Origin of the sequence: Kribbella capetownensis, assembly GCF_004331485.1 — a bacterium.
Taxonomy (GTDB): Bacteria; Actinomycetota; Actinomycetes; order Propionibacteriales; family Kribbellaceae; genus Kribbella; species Kribbella capetownensis.
In genome coordinates this window covers 1,293,665-1,307,871 of sequence record NZ_SJKD01000001.1, presented here as the reverse complement: position 1 = coordinate 1,307,871, position 14,207 = coordinate 1,293,665, and the positions used below count along the sequence as shown (strand labels likewise).

At 67.7% G+C, this 14,207-nt stretch carries 17 protein-coding genes; 5 read left to right on the top strand and 12 right to left on the bottom strand.

Annotated elements, in window-relative coordinates; all coding sequences use genetic code 11:
• Positions 1–50 precede the first annotated feature (50 nt).
• Positions 51–1,997 carry a protein kinase domain-containing protein gene (locus E0H75_RS44540; RefSeq protein WP_131512189.1) on the top strand — a complete coding sequence of 649 codons (1,947 nt, stop codon included), beginning with the start codon at positions 51–53 and terminating at the stop codon, positions 1,995–1,997.
• Between the two features lie 28 nt (positions 1,998–2,025).
• Here E0H75_RS44540 and E0H75_RS06435 read toward each other — a convergent pair whose 3' ends face one another.
• From E0H75_RS06435 to E0H75_RS06420, 4 genes are all read right to left on the bottom strand, one after another.
• On the bottom strand, positions 2,026–2,433 hold the full coding sequence (locus E0H75_RS06435; protein WP_131512188.1) for a PIN domain-containing protein: 408 nt from the start codon (positions 2,431–2,433) through the stop codon (positions 2,026–2,028).
• Positions 2,430–2,711, bottom strand: a complete 282-nt coding sequence (locus E0H75_RS06430; protein ID WP_131512187.1) for a hypothetical protein — start codon at positions 2,709–2,711, stop codon at positions 2,430–2,432. Before E0H75_RS06430 ends, E0H75_RS06435 begins: the two co-directional genes overlap by 4 nt.
• A 67-nt stretch (positions 2,712–2,778) precedes the next feature.
• A complete protein-coding gene (locus tag E0H75_RS06425) occupies positions 2,779–4,059 on the bottom strand; it encodes an adenylosuccinate synthase (protein WP_131512186.1) in 1,281 nt (426 codons plus the stop codon).
• A gap of 342 nt (positions 4,060–4,401) precedes the next feature.
• A complete protein-coding gene (locus tag E0H75_RS06420; RefSeq protein WP_131512184.1) occupies positions 4,402–5,355 on the bottom strand; it encodes a diacylglycerol/lipid kinase family protein in 954 nt (317 codons plus the stop codon).
• Positions 5,356–5,429: 74 nt separating this feature from the next.
• Between E0H75_RS06420 and E0H75_RS06415 the strand changes: the two genes are divergently transcribed.
• Positions 5,430–6,239, top strand: a complete 810-nt coding sequence (locus E0H75_RS06415; protein WP_131512183.1) for a DUF1206 domain-containing protein — start codon at positions 5,430–5,432, stop codon at positions 6,237–6,239.
• 2 nt (positions 6,240–6,241) lie between these two features.
• Here the strand turns inward: E0H75_RS06415 and E0H75_RS06410 are convergent, their stop codons facing one another.
• Genes E0H75_RS06410 through E0H75_RS06400 form a run of 3 tightly spaced genes read right to left on the bottom strand, consistent with a single transcriptional unit; the run spans position 6,242 to position 8,170 of the window.
• Complete coding sequence (locus E0H75_RS06410; protein ID WP_131512181.1) at positions 6,242–6,931, bottom strand: phosphatase PAP2 family protein; 690 nt, start codon at positions 6,929–6,931, stop codon at positions 6,242–6,244.
• Positions 6,931–7,626, bottom strand: coding sequence for a phosphatase PAP2 family protein (locus E0H75_RS06405; protein WP_202872838.1), 696 nt, complete (start codon positions 7,624–7,626; stop codon positions 6,931–6,933). The genes E0H75_RS06410 and E0H75_RS06405 overlap by 1 nt, the downstream gene beginning before the upstream one ends.
• Positions 7,627–7,684: 58 nt before the next feature.
• Positions 7,685–8,170: a VOC family protein gene (locus tag E0H75_RS06400; protein WP_131512179.1), complete on the bottom strand. Its 486-nt coding sequence runs from the start codon at positions 8,168–8,170 to the stop codon at positions 7,685–7,687.
• Positions 8,171–8,227: 57 nt separating this feature from the next.
• On the opposite strand from E0H75_RS06400, the gene E0H75_RS06395 reads away from it, so the two are divergent.
• Positions 8,228–9,049, top strand: coding sequence for a helix-turn-helix transcriptional regulator (locus E0H75_RS06395; protein ID WP_131512177.1), 822 nt, complete (start codon positions 8,228–8,230; stop codon positions 9,047–9,049).
• 6 nt (positions 9,050–9,055) lie between these two features.
• Here E0H75_RS06395 and E0H75_RS06390 read toward each other — a convergent pair whose 3' ends face one another.
• The 5 genes from E0H75_RS06390 to E0H75_RS06370 all read right to left on the bottom strand — a co-directional run bounded on the left by E0H75_RS06390 (position 9,056) and on the right by E0H75_RS06370 (position 12,797).
• Complete coding sequence (locus tag E0H75_RS06390) at positions 9,056–9,451, bottom strand: PIN-like domain-containing protein (protein ID WP_165553480.1); 396 nt, start codon at positions 9,449–9,451, stop codon at positions 9,056–9,058.
• Positions 9,429–10,070 (bottom strand): DUF433 domain-containing protein, encoded by a 642-nt coding sequence (locus tag E0H75_RS06385; protein WP_131512173.1) that lies wholly within the window; start codon positions 10,068–10,070, stop codon positions 9,429–9,431. The genes E0H75_RS06390 and E0H75_RS06385 overlap by 23 nt, the downstream gene beginning before the upstream one ends.
• Positions 10,071–10,209: 139 nt before the next feature.
• Entirely contained in the window at positions 10,210–11,445 is a 1,236-nt protein-coding gene (locus E0H75_RS06380) for an MFS transporter (protein ID WP_131512171.1), read from the bottom strand.
• A 154-nt stretch (positions 11,446–11,599) separates the two neighbouring features.
• Positions 11,600–12,346, bottom strand: coding sequence for a 2-phosphosulfolactate phosphatase (locus E0H75_RS06375; protein WP_131512169.1), 747 nt, complete (start codon positions 12,344–12,346; stop codon positions 11,600–11,602).
• 43 nt (positions 12,347–12,389) lie between these two features.
• Positions 12,390–12,797, bottom strand: coding sequence for a DUF3151 domain-containing protein (locus E0H75_RS06370; protein ID WP_131512168.1), 408 nt, complete (start codon positions 12,795–12,797; stop codon positions 12,390–12,392).
• 145 nt (positions 12,798–12,942) lie between these two features.
• Here E0H75_RS06370 and E0H75_RS06365 point away from each other — a divergent pair, with 145 nt between their 5' ends.
• Positions 12,943–13,392 (top strand): HNH endonuclease, encoded by a 450-nt coding sequence (locus tag E0H75_RS06365; protein ID WP_131512166.1) that lies wholly within the window; start codon positions 12,943–12,945, stop codon positions 13,390–13,392.
• A gap of 12 nt (positions 13,393–13,404) precedes the next feature.
• On the top strand, positions 13,405–14,169 hold the full coding sequence (locus E0H75_RS06360) for a GNAT family N-acetyltransferase (RefSeq protein ID WP_131512164.1): 765 nt from the start codon (positions 13,405–13,407) through the stop codon (positions 14,167–14,169).
• Positions 14,170–14,207 lie beyond the last annotated feature (38 nt).

Below are 14,207 nucleotides of genomic sequence, written 5' to 3'. Positions count from 1 at the left end.
TCAGAGGTCATCCGGTCGGCTTGGTCTGCTGCCCACGTACCGTAGATGGCATGTCAGCCACAGGGGGACCGCCTTCCGCGCCTGTCGAGGAGGTGGGGGAGGAAAGGGTCGGGCCGTACCGGTTGATCCGGCGGCTCGGACAGGGCGGCATGGGCGTCGTCTACCTGGCCGAAGGTCCCGAGCGCCAGGAGGTCGCGCTCAAGGTACTGCGCCCGCACGTCGCGCACGATCCGATCGCGCGGGCCCGGTTGCAGCGTGAAGCAACCACACTGCAGAAGGTGAGCCACCCCGGCGTGGCAGGCATCCTCGACCACGATCTGGAGGGCGACCAGCCCTATCTGGTGACCCGGTTCGTGCCGGGACGGCCGCTGGACGAGCAGGTCGACGACCGCGGGCCGCTGACCCCGCGCAAGTGGCTGCCGCTGGCTGGATGCCTGGCGGAATCGCTTCAGGCGATCCACCAGGTCGGTGTGATCCACCGCGACCTCAAGCCCGGCAACGTGATGATGTTCAACGGCAAGCCGGTGATGATCGACTTCGGCATCGCGCAGGCCGCCGACGACCTGCGGCTCACTCAGACCGGTCTGGTGATCGGTACGCCGGGCTACCTCGCACCTGAGCTCATCGAGGGCGAAATGGTGTCGGAGTCGGCGGACTGGTGGGGCTGGGCCGCCACTGTGGCGTTCGCGGCCACCGGACGGCGGCCGTTCGGCAAGGGACCATTCGAGGCTGTGCTGCATCGTGTGCACACCGGACAGGCCGACCTGGAGGGACTCGACCCGCGGCTGAAGCCACTGCTCGCCGCAGCGCTCGCACCCGACAAGAACGACCGGCCGACGCAGGTCGAGATCATGGAGGGGCTCAACCGGTACGCCGAGGGCCGCGACGCACTGCCGGCGAAGGAGACGCCCGCGCCGGAGACTGTGCACCTGAATCCGCCTACCGCGTTGATGACTCGCGAGATGCCGTCGGACGAGCACTCAGCCACTGAGGTGGCGGGGCTCATTCCGTCGGTGATTCCGCCGCTGTCGGCGTTCGCTCCGATCCGCGACAAGCTGCGTGAGGCCGCTGCGGCCAAGAAGGCGGCTCAGCCGTTGCCGGAGGCTTCTCCGCCGGTTCATCCGGTGAACTACAGCCCGACGCCTACTGCGGCGCCGCCTGCCGCGATGCCGTTGCCGTATCAGAGCGGTCCGCAGGGCGTCGCGCCGTACTACGGGGCACCGTCGCCGTACCAGCAGCAGAGTCCGGTGCCGGCGCCGTACCAGCAGGGCGGTCCGCCGTACCAACAGCCCGGTCCGCAGCCGGAGCGCTCGCCGCAGCCGCAGGCACCTCGGCCGGAGAAGACTCCGCCGACCGGGAAGCGTACTGCGGTCATGGTCGGGTTGATGGTGGCGCTGACCGGGCTGATTGCCCTCTATCCGGGCTTGGGTTCGCTCATCACCATCGTGCTGTTCGTGATCGCGCGGACCGTCGACCGCTCGAGTACTGCGCTGATGCGACGCCGTCAGATGCGCGGTCGGTCCGGCCGCTCGGACAGCGTGGTCGCGGCGGCATCCACACCCCTGCAGTTGGTCATGGCAGGTCTCGTCACCCTGCCCTGCCTGATCCTGCCGGTCGTCATGGGCGGCATCGTCGGCGTCGTCGTGACCGGAGTGGCCGCCACGGCCAACAGTCTGGATTGGCAGCCACTGTCAGCCTTCGGCTTCGGTTCCGCCGCGCTCACCGCACTCGTCACCGCCTGGTGGGTCCCCGGCGGCACCTCACTCCGCCGCGGAGCTCACATCGCCGCCCGCACTACCTTCCGCCGGCACTGGCTCTCCGCCACCATCGCCGCCGTACTCCTGGCGATCGGCGCCCTCACCTTCTACCAAGCCACCCAGGGCCAAGGCTCCACCTGGGCCCGCACCCCCATCGAAACCCCCACCATCGACCGCCCCACCCTCAACGACCTCCGAGACGCCCCCTTCATCCGAGACCTCCCCTTCATCGGCCGCTGAGAACAGCATCGGCCGCTGAGGCCGAAGTTCAGAGCGAGATGATCGGCACCTTCCAGCGGGTGTTGCCACGCCAGGCTCCGGTACGCGCAGCCTCCGCCAGGTGTGCGATGTCGCCCCGATCCGAGGTCACACAGGTCGCCGCCGACTCGAAGCAACACGCCAACACCTGAGCGTCAACAACGTCGGCCCGGTCCGCGACGGCCAGCAGTTCTCCCACCCGGGTCGCAAGTTCCTGTGTGAGCGGTACGACGTCGCACCCGTCGATCAGCCGACGCAGACCACGCTGCTTGTGTCCGCGCCAGACCTGGGCCAGCGCCGCGGCGGGCACACTCGGCTCGACACCGCGCATCAACGCGCGCAGATGGATCGCCCACAACCGCGGGTCGTTCCGCTCGGCAGCGATGAGGGCACCGGCGTCGTACACGAGCTGCGTCACGCCTTCGTGCCCTGACCGTCGTCCGGCTCCCCGCTGTCCACTGCCTCGCGCTGAGCATCCGCCAGCGCCCGATCGGCCCAGTCGAGCTGATCCGCAGTCAGAGCGCCGTGCTCGGACTCCCAGTCGGAGATTGCCTCGAGGCCGCGGTACAACCTCTCGCTCTTGGCGACCAACTCGTTCACGTACGCCGACGGCGTCGTGTTCGCCTCCCGGGCCCGGCGCTCGACCGCCGACCACAGCTCCTCGTCGAAGGACAACGTCTTCTTCTTCACCGCCACCCAACCATGGTATGACCACGGTATGACTGCTGGCCACCCCGGGATGCGAGGTGGCCGCAGGCTGAGGTCAGGGCTGGATGATTTGGGTTCTTTCGGGGCCTACGCCGATGGCGGAGATTCGGGCGCCGCTGAGGGATTCGACAGCGCGGACGTAGGTCTGGGCCTGCTTCGGGAGGTCTTCGAAGGTGCGGCAGCCGGTGATGTCGTCGGACCAGCCGTCGAACTCCTCATAGACCGGGACGGCGTGGTGGAAGTCGGTCTGCGTCATCGGCATCTCCTCGTGCCGTACGCCGTTCACGTCGTACGCGACGCAGACCGGGATCTTCTCGCGGCCGGTCAGGGTGTCCAGCTTGGTGAGGACGAAGTCGGAGACGCCGTTCACGCGGGCGGCATACCGGGCGATGACCGCGTCGTACCAGCCACAGCGACGCGGCCGGCCGGTCGTCGTACCGAACTCCGCGCCCTGCTGCCGCAGCCACTCGCCGTCCGCGTCCAGCAGTTCCGTCGGGAACGGACCCTCGCCGACGCGGGTCGTGTAAGCCTTCACAACCGCCATCACGCGATCGATCCGGGTCGGCGGGATGCCGGCACCCGTGCACGCACCGGCAGAGATCGCATTGGACGACGTGACGAACGGGTACGTGCCGTGGTCGACGTCCAGCAGCGTCGCCTGACCGGCTTCCATCAGCACGGTCTTGCCGTCGTCCAGCGCTTTGTTCAGCAGCAGGCTGGTGTCGGCCACCATCGGCCGGAGGCGTTCGGCGTACCCGAGCAGCTCGTCCAGCACCTCGGAGATCTCCACCGCGCGCCGGTTGTAGACCTTCACCAGCAGCTGGTTCTTCTGCTCCAGTGCGCCGGTCACCTTCTGCTCGAGGATCTTCTCGTCGTACAGGTCCTGGACCCGGATGCCGATCCGGTTCATCTTGTCCGCGTACGTCGGCCCGATGCCGCGGCCCGTGGTCCCGATCCGACGGCTGCCGAGGAACCGCTCGGTCACCTTGTCGAGAGTCCGGTTGTACGGCGGGATCAGGTGCGCACCGGCGCTGACCACGAGCCGCGAGGTGTCGACGCCGCGGGCCTGCAGCGCGTCGAGCTCCTCGAACAGCACGTTGAGGTCGATCACCACCCCGTTGCCGATCACCGGGGTGACACCGGGGGTCAGGATCCCGCTCGGCAGCAGGTGCAGCGCGTACTTCTCGGAGCCGATCACCACCGTGTGGCCGGCGTTGTTGCCGCCGTTGAACTTGACCACGTAGTCGATGACCTCGCCCGTGTTGCCGAGCAGATCGGTCGCCTTGCCTTTGCCCTCATCGCCCCACTGGGCGCCGACGAGCACGATTGCGGGCATCTCAGCCCTCCTCTTCACGCGCCGGCTGACGGCCTCACGACTCCGCGACTGCCGGACGCTGGAAACGGTGAAGCCCGGAGACGTTCACCGGACATTCATCCGGCAACGCATCCAGGCTCTTGCGACCAAAGCCTACCGGACCCCGGTCCACGGTTCGGCCCGCCGTTCATCGCCTTGAAACAGTCACTTCAAGTAGTTGTTTCATCAATCGACAGCTTGCCATTCAGCGTGATCGCGTGCACACTCTTAGTCAGCGGCCCGCCGAAACTGCCGCAGGGGACGGTTCCGGCGGGCCGCTGTCTCGTTGTCTGACGAGAACAGTCTCGAGATCCGAGCCGCTGGTCAGGCGCTGTCTCGGCCGACGCGTACCACAAGGCAGGCCGGCTGCACCGCGAAGCGCAGAAGGCCTGCCTCGGTCAGAACGTCACCGTCGACCTCGCACAGCTGTGGCGGGTCGACTCGCACCGTGAGGTCACGACCCCGATCACGCTGGAGCGAGGGTCCGTCGCCCCGGTCGGCCAGCACCCGCGAGGCCACCCCGATCCACTCGGTCAGGCTGTCGGGGCTGAGCGTCGCCACGTCCAGCCGGCCATCATCGACCTCGGCATCGGGCAGCAGCACCATGCCGCCGGTGAGCTCGCCGCAGTTGCCGACCACGACCGTGCGGGCCTGGCCGGGGCCCGCACTGCGCCCATCCACCGCCAGGTCGAGCGCGAACGGGTCGTCCTTCAGGTGCGTTCCGCCGCTGGCGACGTACGCCGCCCAGCCGGCCTTGTCCTTCACGCCCTCGGGCGCGTCATTCATGATCTGGGCGTCGAAACCGACCCCGGCCATGACGGTGAAGCAGTGGACGTTGTCCGCGCCGGTGCGCAGGTCACCAGCGCGCTGGCTCTCGTCGGGGTCGACGACCAACCATCCGACATCGATCGTGCGGTCCTGGCCGGAGAAGGCCGCGGCGGCCGCCTCGGCCAGGGAGTCGATCGGGAGGCCGAGGTTGCGGGCCAGCAGGTTCCCGGTACCGCCTGGAAGGAGACCCATCGCGACGCCGGTGCCGACGAGCTCCTGCGCCACCGCCCGCACGGTCCCGTCGCCCCCGAGGGCACACACCAGACCGGCGCCGTCGCGAACGGCCTCGCGTGTCTGGCCGAAGCCGGGATCGTCCTCGGTCGTCTCGACCAGCGTCGGCGCCTCGACGCCCGCCGCGGCGGCCGCGTCCTGGAGAACCTCACGCACCTCGGCGAGGTCGACCTTCGTTGGGTTGACGACGACGGCGATCTCAGGACCCTTGGCTTTCACCCGCGTACTGTTGCACGGCGCCTGCGAGGCTTACCAGCGGTGGTGGCTGGGTACACGTAGGCGAGGGAGACATCATGAGCAGCAGTGGCGATCGGCTCGGCGGGGGGAGCGACTCGGCGAAGAGGACCGCAGCCAGGGCCGGTGACCATCCCGTGGTCGAGTGGGGGGCTCGCCTCGGCTACGGCGCCAGCGGCGTCCTGCACCTGCTGCTCGCCTACCTGACCGCGCAGATCGCTCTCGGCGGCGGCAGCCAGGAGGCGAGTCAGTCGGGGGCGCTGGCGACACTCGCCGAGGAGTCGGCGGGACAGGTCCTGCTCTGGGTGATCGCGGTTGGGTTCGCCCTGCTCGCCCTCTGGCAGCTCACGGAGCTCATCACCCGGCACGAGGCGTCCGACAAGGCGAAGGCCGGCGCCAAGCTCGTGCTGTACGGCGCGCTCGCCTGGACGTCCTTCACGTTCGCCTCGGGCGGTCGTACGTCGACCAACAAACAGACCAAGGAATTCACCGCAACCCTGATGGAGGCACCGGGTGGCCGGGTTCTCGTCGGTCTGGTCGGCGTCGCCATCATCGGCATCGCCGCCTACCACGTGGACAAGGGCTGGCGGAAACGGTTCCTCCAGGACCTGCAGGAGCACCCGGGTCGGGGGGTGGTCCTCGCCGCCAGGGTCGGCTACATCGGTAAGGGCATCGCACTGGCGGCCGTGGGCATCCTCTTCATCACGGCCGCGATCCAGCACCGGGCGGGCAAGGCGACCGGCCTGGACGGCGGCCTCCGATCGATGCGGGACCTGCCCGCCGGCACGGTCATTCTGCTTGGCATCGCGCTCGGCCTGGCGGCGTACGGCGTGTACTCCTTCGCGCGTGCCCGCTACGCGCGGGTCTGATCCTACCGATCGTCGCGACGCAGCCAGCACCAGGCGAGCAGGGCCGCAACCGAGCCGTTGAGGATGGCAACCGTCACGTCGCTGAAGAAGTGCATGCCCCGGTAGAGCCGTGCCGTCGCGACGAGGAACGGGACCGCCACGCACACGCTGACCACCACGGTGCGGAGCACCGGGTTCGCGATCCGCAGGGCCATCAGCCCCAGCGTGAAGTACAGCGCGGTCGCGGCGCCGGTGTGCCCGCTCGGGAAGCTGGACGTCGGCGCCGAGTTGTCCAGCTTCTCGACGTCTGGCCGCTCGCGGACGATGAGGAGCTGGGTGACGAAGAAGACCAACCCCTGCAGGCTGATCGCGATCAGCGGCACGACCGCGAACCACCACTGCTTCGTCCGCCGCCAGACCAGCACGACCACGACCAGGCACACGCCGATGATGCTGACCGTCGCGCCCGTCCACGAGAAGAAGAGCGTGACCGCGTCACCGAACGCCATCCGTGACGACTCCAAGCTCTTGCTGACGCTTTCCTCGGAGCCGCCCAGGTCCTTCAGCGGGCCGTCGGTGAGGAGCCAGCCCACCCCGACCACGACCAACCACCACACCACGAGAGGCGCCAGCGCGCGGACCGCCAGGTCGCGGCCCGCCTCCTTGGCCGTGGGTCGGGACGTGTCTTCCTGCCAGCGGGCGAGGAACGCCATCAGTCTGACCCTTCCGTCGTGCTGTCGATGGGGGTTGGCGGCCTCCAGCCCTTGTAGCCCGCGTACGACGCGGCCGTCAGCCCGCACCCGAGCAGCACACCGGCCGTGACGTCGGACAGGAAGTGGGCGCCCGCGAAAAGCCTGTCGGCACACGTCACGATCACCCAGACCGCACCGAGGCCGACCAGCAGCCTCCGCAGACCGGTACCCACCAGGGGCCATATCAACAGCACGACCACGGTGACGACGATGGCGTTGTTGGTGGCGTGACCGGAGGGGAAGGAGTATCCGGCGTGCTGGGCGAACGGGTCGTCGATCTCGGGGCGGGCACGGTGGACGAGAAGCTTGAGCCCGGCCGCGATGGCCCAGCCGGCGGCCATCGTCGCCAGCGCCCACCAGGCCCGCGTCCGCAGGTGCTTGCCGAACCAGACGTACAGGCTCACCGGCAGGCCCAGGAACAGGAAAATCACCCAGGGCTGGCTGATCAGCTCCCACGTGTCGACGAACGTCCGGAACCGTGGGTGGCCGCGGGTGTAGTCGGTTGCGGCGACGATGAGGTCCTGGTCGAATCTCACCAGCGGGTCGTACTCGGTGCGGACGAGGAACGCCAGCATCGCCAGCGGGATGGCGACGACGACCGCGTAGACGACCGCACGCGTCAGTCGGCGCCAGGGGGAGACGGCGGCGGGGTCCATGACGGCATCCTTACACTGCCGGCGGCTTGAGTTCGCAGGTCAGCGCGCCTTCACTCTTCTACTGCAGCTCCTCCGGGTTGGAGGCCAGCCACTCCTTCACCCGCCGATCCGCTTCCTCCCGTGACACGTCCTCGACCTTCGTCAGGATCGCCCAGCGGTGGCCGAACGGGTCGATCACCGTCCCGAAGCGGTCGCCGGTCATGAAGGTCTGGACCTCCTCCACCGGCTTCGCCCCGGCCGCGATCGCCTTCGCGTACGTCGCGTCCACGTCGGGCACGTAGTGCACCAGCGAGGAATGCACCCACTCGCCGTTCGGTGCCTGCAGTCCGATCTGCGGCATCTGGTCGCTCAGCTGCAGCATCGAGTTCCCGAACTTCAGCTCCGCCTGTCCGAGCCGCCCGTCCGGCATGTCCTGCCGGCTGATCACCTCGGCCCCGAACACCGACCGGTAGAACTCGATCGCCTTCGGCCCGTCCGCCACGGCGAGGTACGGGGTCAGCGAGTGATAACCGTCGGGGATGGGGTTTACCGTGTTCTCCGTCATGTCGGTAGTCAATCCGTTGACCGCCGTACCGGTCTTGTAAGAAAGCGACAGCCACTGGTGACGACTCCGCCGGAGAGCGAGAAGGGCATCCTGCATCCGCGCGAGCAGGCCCGGCACCGCTCGCTGCACCGCCTCGCCGCGGGACCTGAGATCGGCCGCTTCGTGGAGTGGTACTGGATCGTCGAGTGGGATCTGGACGAGCCGTATACGGCCGAGGTGCTGCCGTTCCCGAGCGTCAACGTCACCTTCGAGCAGCCCGGGGGCGCCTTCGTCAACGGCATCTGCACTCGCAAGTTCGAGCGTGAGCTGGTCGGCCGCGGGCGAGCCTTCGGGGTGAAGTTCTGGGCCGGTGGGTTCGGCGCGGTGACCGGACTGGACGTGGCGTCGTTCCGCGACGAGATCCTGCCGCTGACCGCGGTGTTCCCGGACGGCGACCGGCTCGCGGACCTGATGTTCGCCGAGGAGTCCGACGTACGGCGCCGTGCGGTGTTCGAGGCGTTCCTGCGCGATCACCTCGCTCCCCCGGACCCGTCGTACGAACTGGTCCGGGAGATCGTGACCGCAATGTCGGCGGACCGCTCAGTGGCCCGGGTGGACCAGATCACCGAGCAGTTCGACATCCCGATCCGCACCCTGCAGCGACTCTTCCGCCGGTACGTCGGCGTCGGCCCGAAGTGGGTGCTCCGCCGCTACCGCCTGCACGACGGCGCCGAACTCCTGGCCCAGGGCGAAGTAGCCGAGCTCGCGGAACTGTCCGCCTCCCTCGGCTACTTCGACCAGGCCCACTTCTCCAAGGAGTTCAAGCAACAAATCGGCCTCACCCCAGCCGAATACGCCGCCCGAGCCGCAGCCGAACGCCAAATCACCTACCAACCCTGAGCATGCCTACGGCCACATCTTGGTGACACGACCGCGATCGAGGACGTGCCAGAACCCGACAGAGTTTCTGTCAGTCGCCCTAAAGATGGCGGCCTCAGCGTCTATGAAGCGTTGCGCCATCTGATCAAGGGTCAGGTTGCCTGAGGCCAGGCAGAAGAGATTCCCACGATCCAAGGCCTCTAGCTCGCGTGCACGGTAGCGGATTTTCTTGTCCTTCGTGAGCAGGACCCAGCCGCGCGAGCAACCCTCGGCGATCCACTCTTCGTCCGCAATGTCAGCTGCATCGTCGGGATAGAACTCCGCGATGAGGTGCACCGTCCAGCCATGATCACGGAGACGATTGGCCGATGCCTTTCCGAGACTTCGATCGAAGAAGAACTCAGGCGGCCTGGCGGAGGACATTCTCGACTACATCCGCGGGGAGTTCGTACTCCTCGGCAACGACGCTGATGGGCTCGCCCGTCCTCCACAGGGAGACCATCGCCTCGACCGGAACCTTGCTCTTGGCCAGCACAGGTGCGCCCCAGCCGAACCGTGGGTCAATGACCACCTCAGCCTCTGACGGATACTGCGGCAGCCTGAGACGTTCAGGGGCTCCAGCCGCATCCCAGCTGATGTACCTCAGATAGTCCGCAAGAACCTCGGGAAATGCGCCTTGGCGGTCTGGCGCGCGCACCAAAGACTCGTCGGCCACTCTCACGAACAGTTCGATGCCGTCTGTTGCAATCCGCTCGCTCGCCAGGGCATACGCATCCGCAAACTCGGACCTCACCAGGTCGGCCGCCCGCCTGACAGTCGGCATCGAGAAGCCGAGTTCATCACGAAGTGTTCGCAGCACGTAGGCCTCGATGATCCCGACGAACGGAACCCTGGGCCATCCCCTTCGCTCTGGCCTGACCGCGTGTACCAGCGACGCCCCTGAGTTGTCCGACAGCCAGGTGTCCAGGGTCGACTCAGGCATCTTGAGATAGCGCGCCGTCTCTCGCGCGGTAAGGAGCGGCGTGGTGTAAATGTCCGTCATCGCACCCTCTCTGAGCGTGGCCTCCGAGCTTATCTCCGACCAAGCCTCGTCATGCAATCCTCGACCAGTGACAGTCTTGCAGGCGCGACCGACACAGTTCGATGGACCACTCGACAGGCCGCGAAGGAGACGCCGATGATCATCCACGCACAGTCATTCGTGATTCCCGGCACCGCTTGCCAGCCCTGATCACGACGGCGACCGCGGCAGCGGCTGTTGCTGAGAGCAACGCTAGGAGGAAGCCGTAGTGCGGATCGTGGGCGTCGACGATGTGGCCGGCGAAGGCTGCGCCGAGTGCGATGCCCGCGGCGCAGCCGGAGTTGAGCCAGGTGAAGGCCTGCGTGAGTACGGCGGGGTGCACCTCTGCCTGTGCCAGTACTGCGGACAGGATCTGGAACGGCGCGATCGCCAAGCCTGGAAGGGCTAACGCGATACCTGCCTGCAGCGGGGTTTCGACCATCAGCAACGGCACACAGGTCAACGCCAGACCAGCCAGGGTGATCGCCAGCTGAGTGAGCGGTGGAGTCCGCCATCGCCGTGCGCCGTAGGCGAGTCCGGCGAACAGACTGACCAGACTGGTCACGCTGTACAGCGGTCCGGCGAGTCCGGGGCTACCTCTGCTCAGTGCGTACGCCGTCACCGACACCTGCATGCTGCCGAAGAACAGACCGATGCCGACGTTGGTCCCGATCAGGCCGAGGAAGGTCGGGCGCATCAGCCGCGCCTTGCCGGTCCCACGCTCGTGCACCGCCGGTGGAGGCGCCGTACTGCGTTGCACGGACAGCGATAGCCCGCCGGCGAGCAGCAGAGTCGTCGCGAGGATCGATCCGGCGACCGGACTGGCAAGGCTACTGACCGTACCGATCAGAGCCGGGCCGACCATGAACGCGACGCCTGTGCCGAGTGACTCCAGCGCGTACGCCGAGGACAGTCCAGGCCCGCCACGGAGAGCATGCGACCACCTGGCTGAGGTCTGCGCGCCTACTTGCGGCAGCGATCCGCCGGCCAGAACGCCAGCAGCGACCAGCACCGGCAGCGGTGCCGACTGCGTTGTGAGGCCGATCAGTAGAGCCACCGCCAGGCCATGAGCCAGCAGAGTGATCGGCAGCATGCGGGTCTGGCCGTACTTGTCGATCAGGCGTGCGACCTGTGGACCCGCCAGTGCCTCAGCGACTGCGAATCCACCAGTCACGCTGCCGGCGGCGGCGTACGAGCCGGTGGAACTGTGGACCAGCCACACGATGCCCAGGCTGGTCATAGCGATACCGATGCGAGCCGGTGCCGCTGCTAGGTAGAACTTCCACGCCCCGGGAGTACGCAGTACCTCTGCGTAGGTCGCTGCAGGCGTGCGGATCCGTCCGGTGAGTGCCGGCACGGTAGTACCTTCCGCTGCCCGGAGGGGCGGGGACCGACCGTGGGCGTCCTGCTGCACCGATCTGTCCGAGTCCGCCTACAACCGTCCATATCTCGGGCAGGAAGCGGGGACGCGCGCCGCCTACCGGCTCTATCAACGGGCAGTAAGTCGTAGCTCAGGTTGACGCGCTCATCTTACCGTCCCTCAGAACGGGGACGAATTGGCTGGTGTCGACCTCCGCCGCGATCGCCACGTCGTCGGGGTAGCCGTACTGCGTGAGTTCGCGACCGCCGGCGCAGTCGTACAGCAGTGCAGGCAGCTCGTCTGCCACAGCCTCGTACGCCGCCACCGCCGCTCGGGCCTCCGGCGACAACCCGTCCACTTGCAGGGCGCTCAGGAACCCACCGGCACCCCAGAGGTCCTCCACAGCCGGCCGGAGCGATCCGTCCGTCCACCGCTCCCCTGCCGCGATCGCGACCACCTTGAGGTCGGGCTCCTCGGCGCATCGCTCGTTCACCCAGGCCGCCGCCGCAGACCGGTTGCGGAGCGACACTGCGATCACTGTGGCGCCGCTGTCGCTGAGCTGTTGCGAGATGGTCGAGCCGTTGGGCGAAGGGAGCACCAGCCGCTCGACTCCGTGCGCTTGACGGATGGTGACCGGCGACAGGCTGATGTCGCCCGGACCCGCATCGGACCTGCCGACCGCGAGCTGAGCGTCGTACTGCTTGGCATAGGCAACGGCCGTCTCGTCGCGCCACCGGTACGGGTACACGTCAATGCCTTGATCGACGGCGACGGTCACCGCTGTCGTGAACGACAGCACGTCCACGACAGCCACCAGGTTGCCGGCGACCACTTTCGCACCGACCGGTCCCCAGTCGAAGCCGACTCTGTATTCGTCCTGCGCATACGGGCTGGTCACCCGACGGATCATGCCGCCGAGTCACCAGCCCGACAACCAGGTTTCAGCTCAGCACGTCGGCCGCGGTGGGCGACGAGTCGCGCAGGAACGTGGCGCAGCGCTCGGCCTCGTCCTTCTCGTCGATCAGCGCGGCGGCCTTGCCCAGTACGGCGAGGCAGCGCAGGAAGCCTCGGTTCGGCTCGTGCTCCCACGGGACCGGTCCGTGGCCCTTCCAGCCGTTGCGCCGGAGCAGGTCCAGGCCGCGGTGGTAGCCGGTCCGGGCGTACGCGTAGGCCTCGATCGTGCGGCCGTCCGCCAGGGCTGCCTCGGCCAGCACGCCCCAGGCCAGCGAGGACGTGGGGAACTTGGCCGCGACGTCCGCCGCAGCTGCCCCGGCGGCGAGTTCCGCCGCGGCCGGGTCGACTGGGAGTAGTGTCTCGGGAGGACCTGAGAGCAGATTGTTCAATTCCATAAGCACATCTTCGCCGATCACGCAGCCGAACCGGTACGTGACCGTCTGGCGAAATCCGTTGACCGTTCACCGACCGGCCACGGATGCTTGAGACCCTGCGTGATAGCCGCCGTGGTTCCCAGCTACGGCCGGAAGGAGGCACCGGATGAGCGTCATAGTCCTGAACGCGTCATACGAGCCGCTGCACACCGTCTCGATCCAGCACGCCATCCGGATGCTGGTCCGAGAGGTCGCAGTGGTGGAAGAGGCGCACGGAGAGCGGACCATCGGCCCTTTTCCGGTTCCGCGCGTTCTGCGCCTGGTCCGGTACGTCGTCACCCACTGGCGCTACGCGGCCGGCCGGATGAAGTACAGCAAGCACGGTGTGCTCCGGCGTGACAAGTTCCGGTGTGCGTACTGCGGTCTGGACAATGCCGACACCATGGATCATGTTCAACCCAGATCCAGGGGCGGCCGCACCGAGTGGCTGAACGCCGTGGCCGCCCATGCCACCTGCAACGAGCGGAAGGGCAACCGCACACCCGCGGAGGCCGGCATGCCGCTCCTCTGGCAACCCTGGGTACCAACCCGCGCAGAGCTCGTCATACAGACATGACGGGCTTTTTTCATGCCCGTCGCCAGGCGTATTGAACTACCGTCCGCGCAGCTCCTGGACATCACCACGGTCGCTGAGCGGCCAGAGCTGGCCGGGGCAGACATCGACGTCGCGGGTTGGCCTGAGTTCATGCGCCACAACCGGGTGTCCGAGGCGTACTTCTGGCAGACGGTCGAGACGTTCCCAACGACCTGCTTGGTGGCGACAACCAGTGACGGCGTGGTCGTCGGCGACGCCCACGCCGTACAGCTGAGGAGTCGCGACGAGCTCCCAGCCGGAGGGTGGGAACAGGCGGTTGTCTGGGCGTTCGCGGACGCCCGGCGTGGACTCGAGCCGGAGGTCGCCTGCGCGCTCAACATCAGCGTCGCCCAAGAGTTCCAGGGCCAGGGTGTAGCCGGCCACCTCCTGGCTGCCCTCCGGGACGCTGCCACCGACCTTGGACTCGGGCAGCTCCATGCACCTGTCCGACCGAGCCACAAACACCTCGAACCCGGTACGCCGATGCACGAGTACGCCAGTCGGACTCGCTCGGATGGCCTGCCGATCGACCCCTGGCTTCGGACGCACGTCCGGGCCGGTGGGGAGATCGCTGGCCTGGCTCCGACGTCCTGGTTGGTCGCCGGGTCGCTGGAGGAGTGGCGTCGGTGGACGGGCCTGCCGTTCGACCAGGACGGCTCGGTCGAGGTTCCTGGTGCTCTCGTCTCCGTGCAGTGCGACGTCGAGGCCGGTTGTGCTGTGTATGTGGAACCGAACGTGTTGGTTCGGCATCGGCTGTGATCCCCAGGTTCTCCACAGGTTCGAAGTCGTGGTTCGCG

Coding starts and splice junctions, on each gene's coding strand:
- E0H75_RS06360 (WP_131512164.1), top strand. CDS start 13,405: ATGCCCGTCGCCAGGCGTATTGAACTACCGTCCGCGCAGCTCCTGGAC.
- E0H75_RS06415 (WP_131512183.1), top strand. CDS start 5,430: ATGAGCAGCAGTGGCGATCGGCTCGGCGGGGGGAGCGACTCGGCGAAG.
- E0H75_RS06425 (WP_131512186.1), bottom strand. CDS start 4,059: ATGCCCGCAATCGTGCTCGTCGGCGCCCAGTGGGGCGATGAGGGCAAA.
- E0H75_RS06370 (WP_131512168.1), bottom strand. CDS start 12,797: ATGGAATTGAACAATCTGCTCTCAGGTCCTCCCGAGACACTACTCCCA.
- E0H75_RS06410 (WP_131512181.1), bottom strand. CDS start 6,931: ATGGCGTTCCTCGCCCGCTGGCAGGAAGACACGTCCCGACCCACGGCC.
- E0H75_RS06405 (WP_202872838.1), bottom strand. CDS start 7,626: ATGGACCCCGCCGCCGTCTCCCCCTGGCGCCGACTGACGCGTGCGGTC.
- E0H75_RS06385 (WP_131512173.1), bottom strand. CDS start 10,070: ATGACGGACATTTACACCACGCCGCTCCTTACCGCGCGAGAGACGGCG.
- E0H75_RS44540 (WP_131512189.1), top strand. CDS start 51: ATGTCAGCCACAGGGGGACCGCCTTCCGCGCCTGTCGAGGAGGTGGGG.
- E0H75_RS06365 (WP_131512166.1), top strand. CDS start 12,943: ATGAGCGTCATAGTCCTGAACGCGTCATACGAGCCGCTGCACACCGTC.
- E0H75_RS06400 (WP_131512179.1), bottom strand. CDS start 8,170: ATGACGGAGAACACGGTAAACCCCATCCCCGACGGTTATCACTCGCTG.
- E0H75_RS06390 (WP_165553480.1), bottom strand. CDS start 9,451: ATGTCCTCCGCCAGGCCGCCTGAGTTCTTCTTCGATCGAAGTCTCGGA.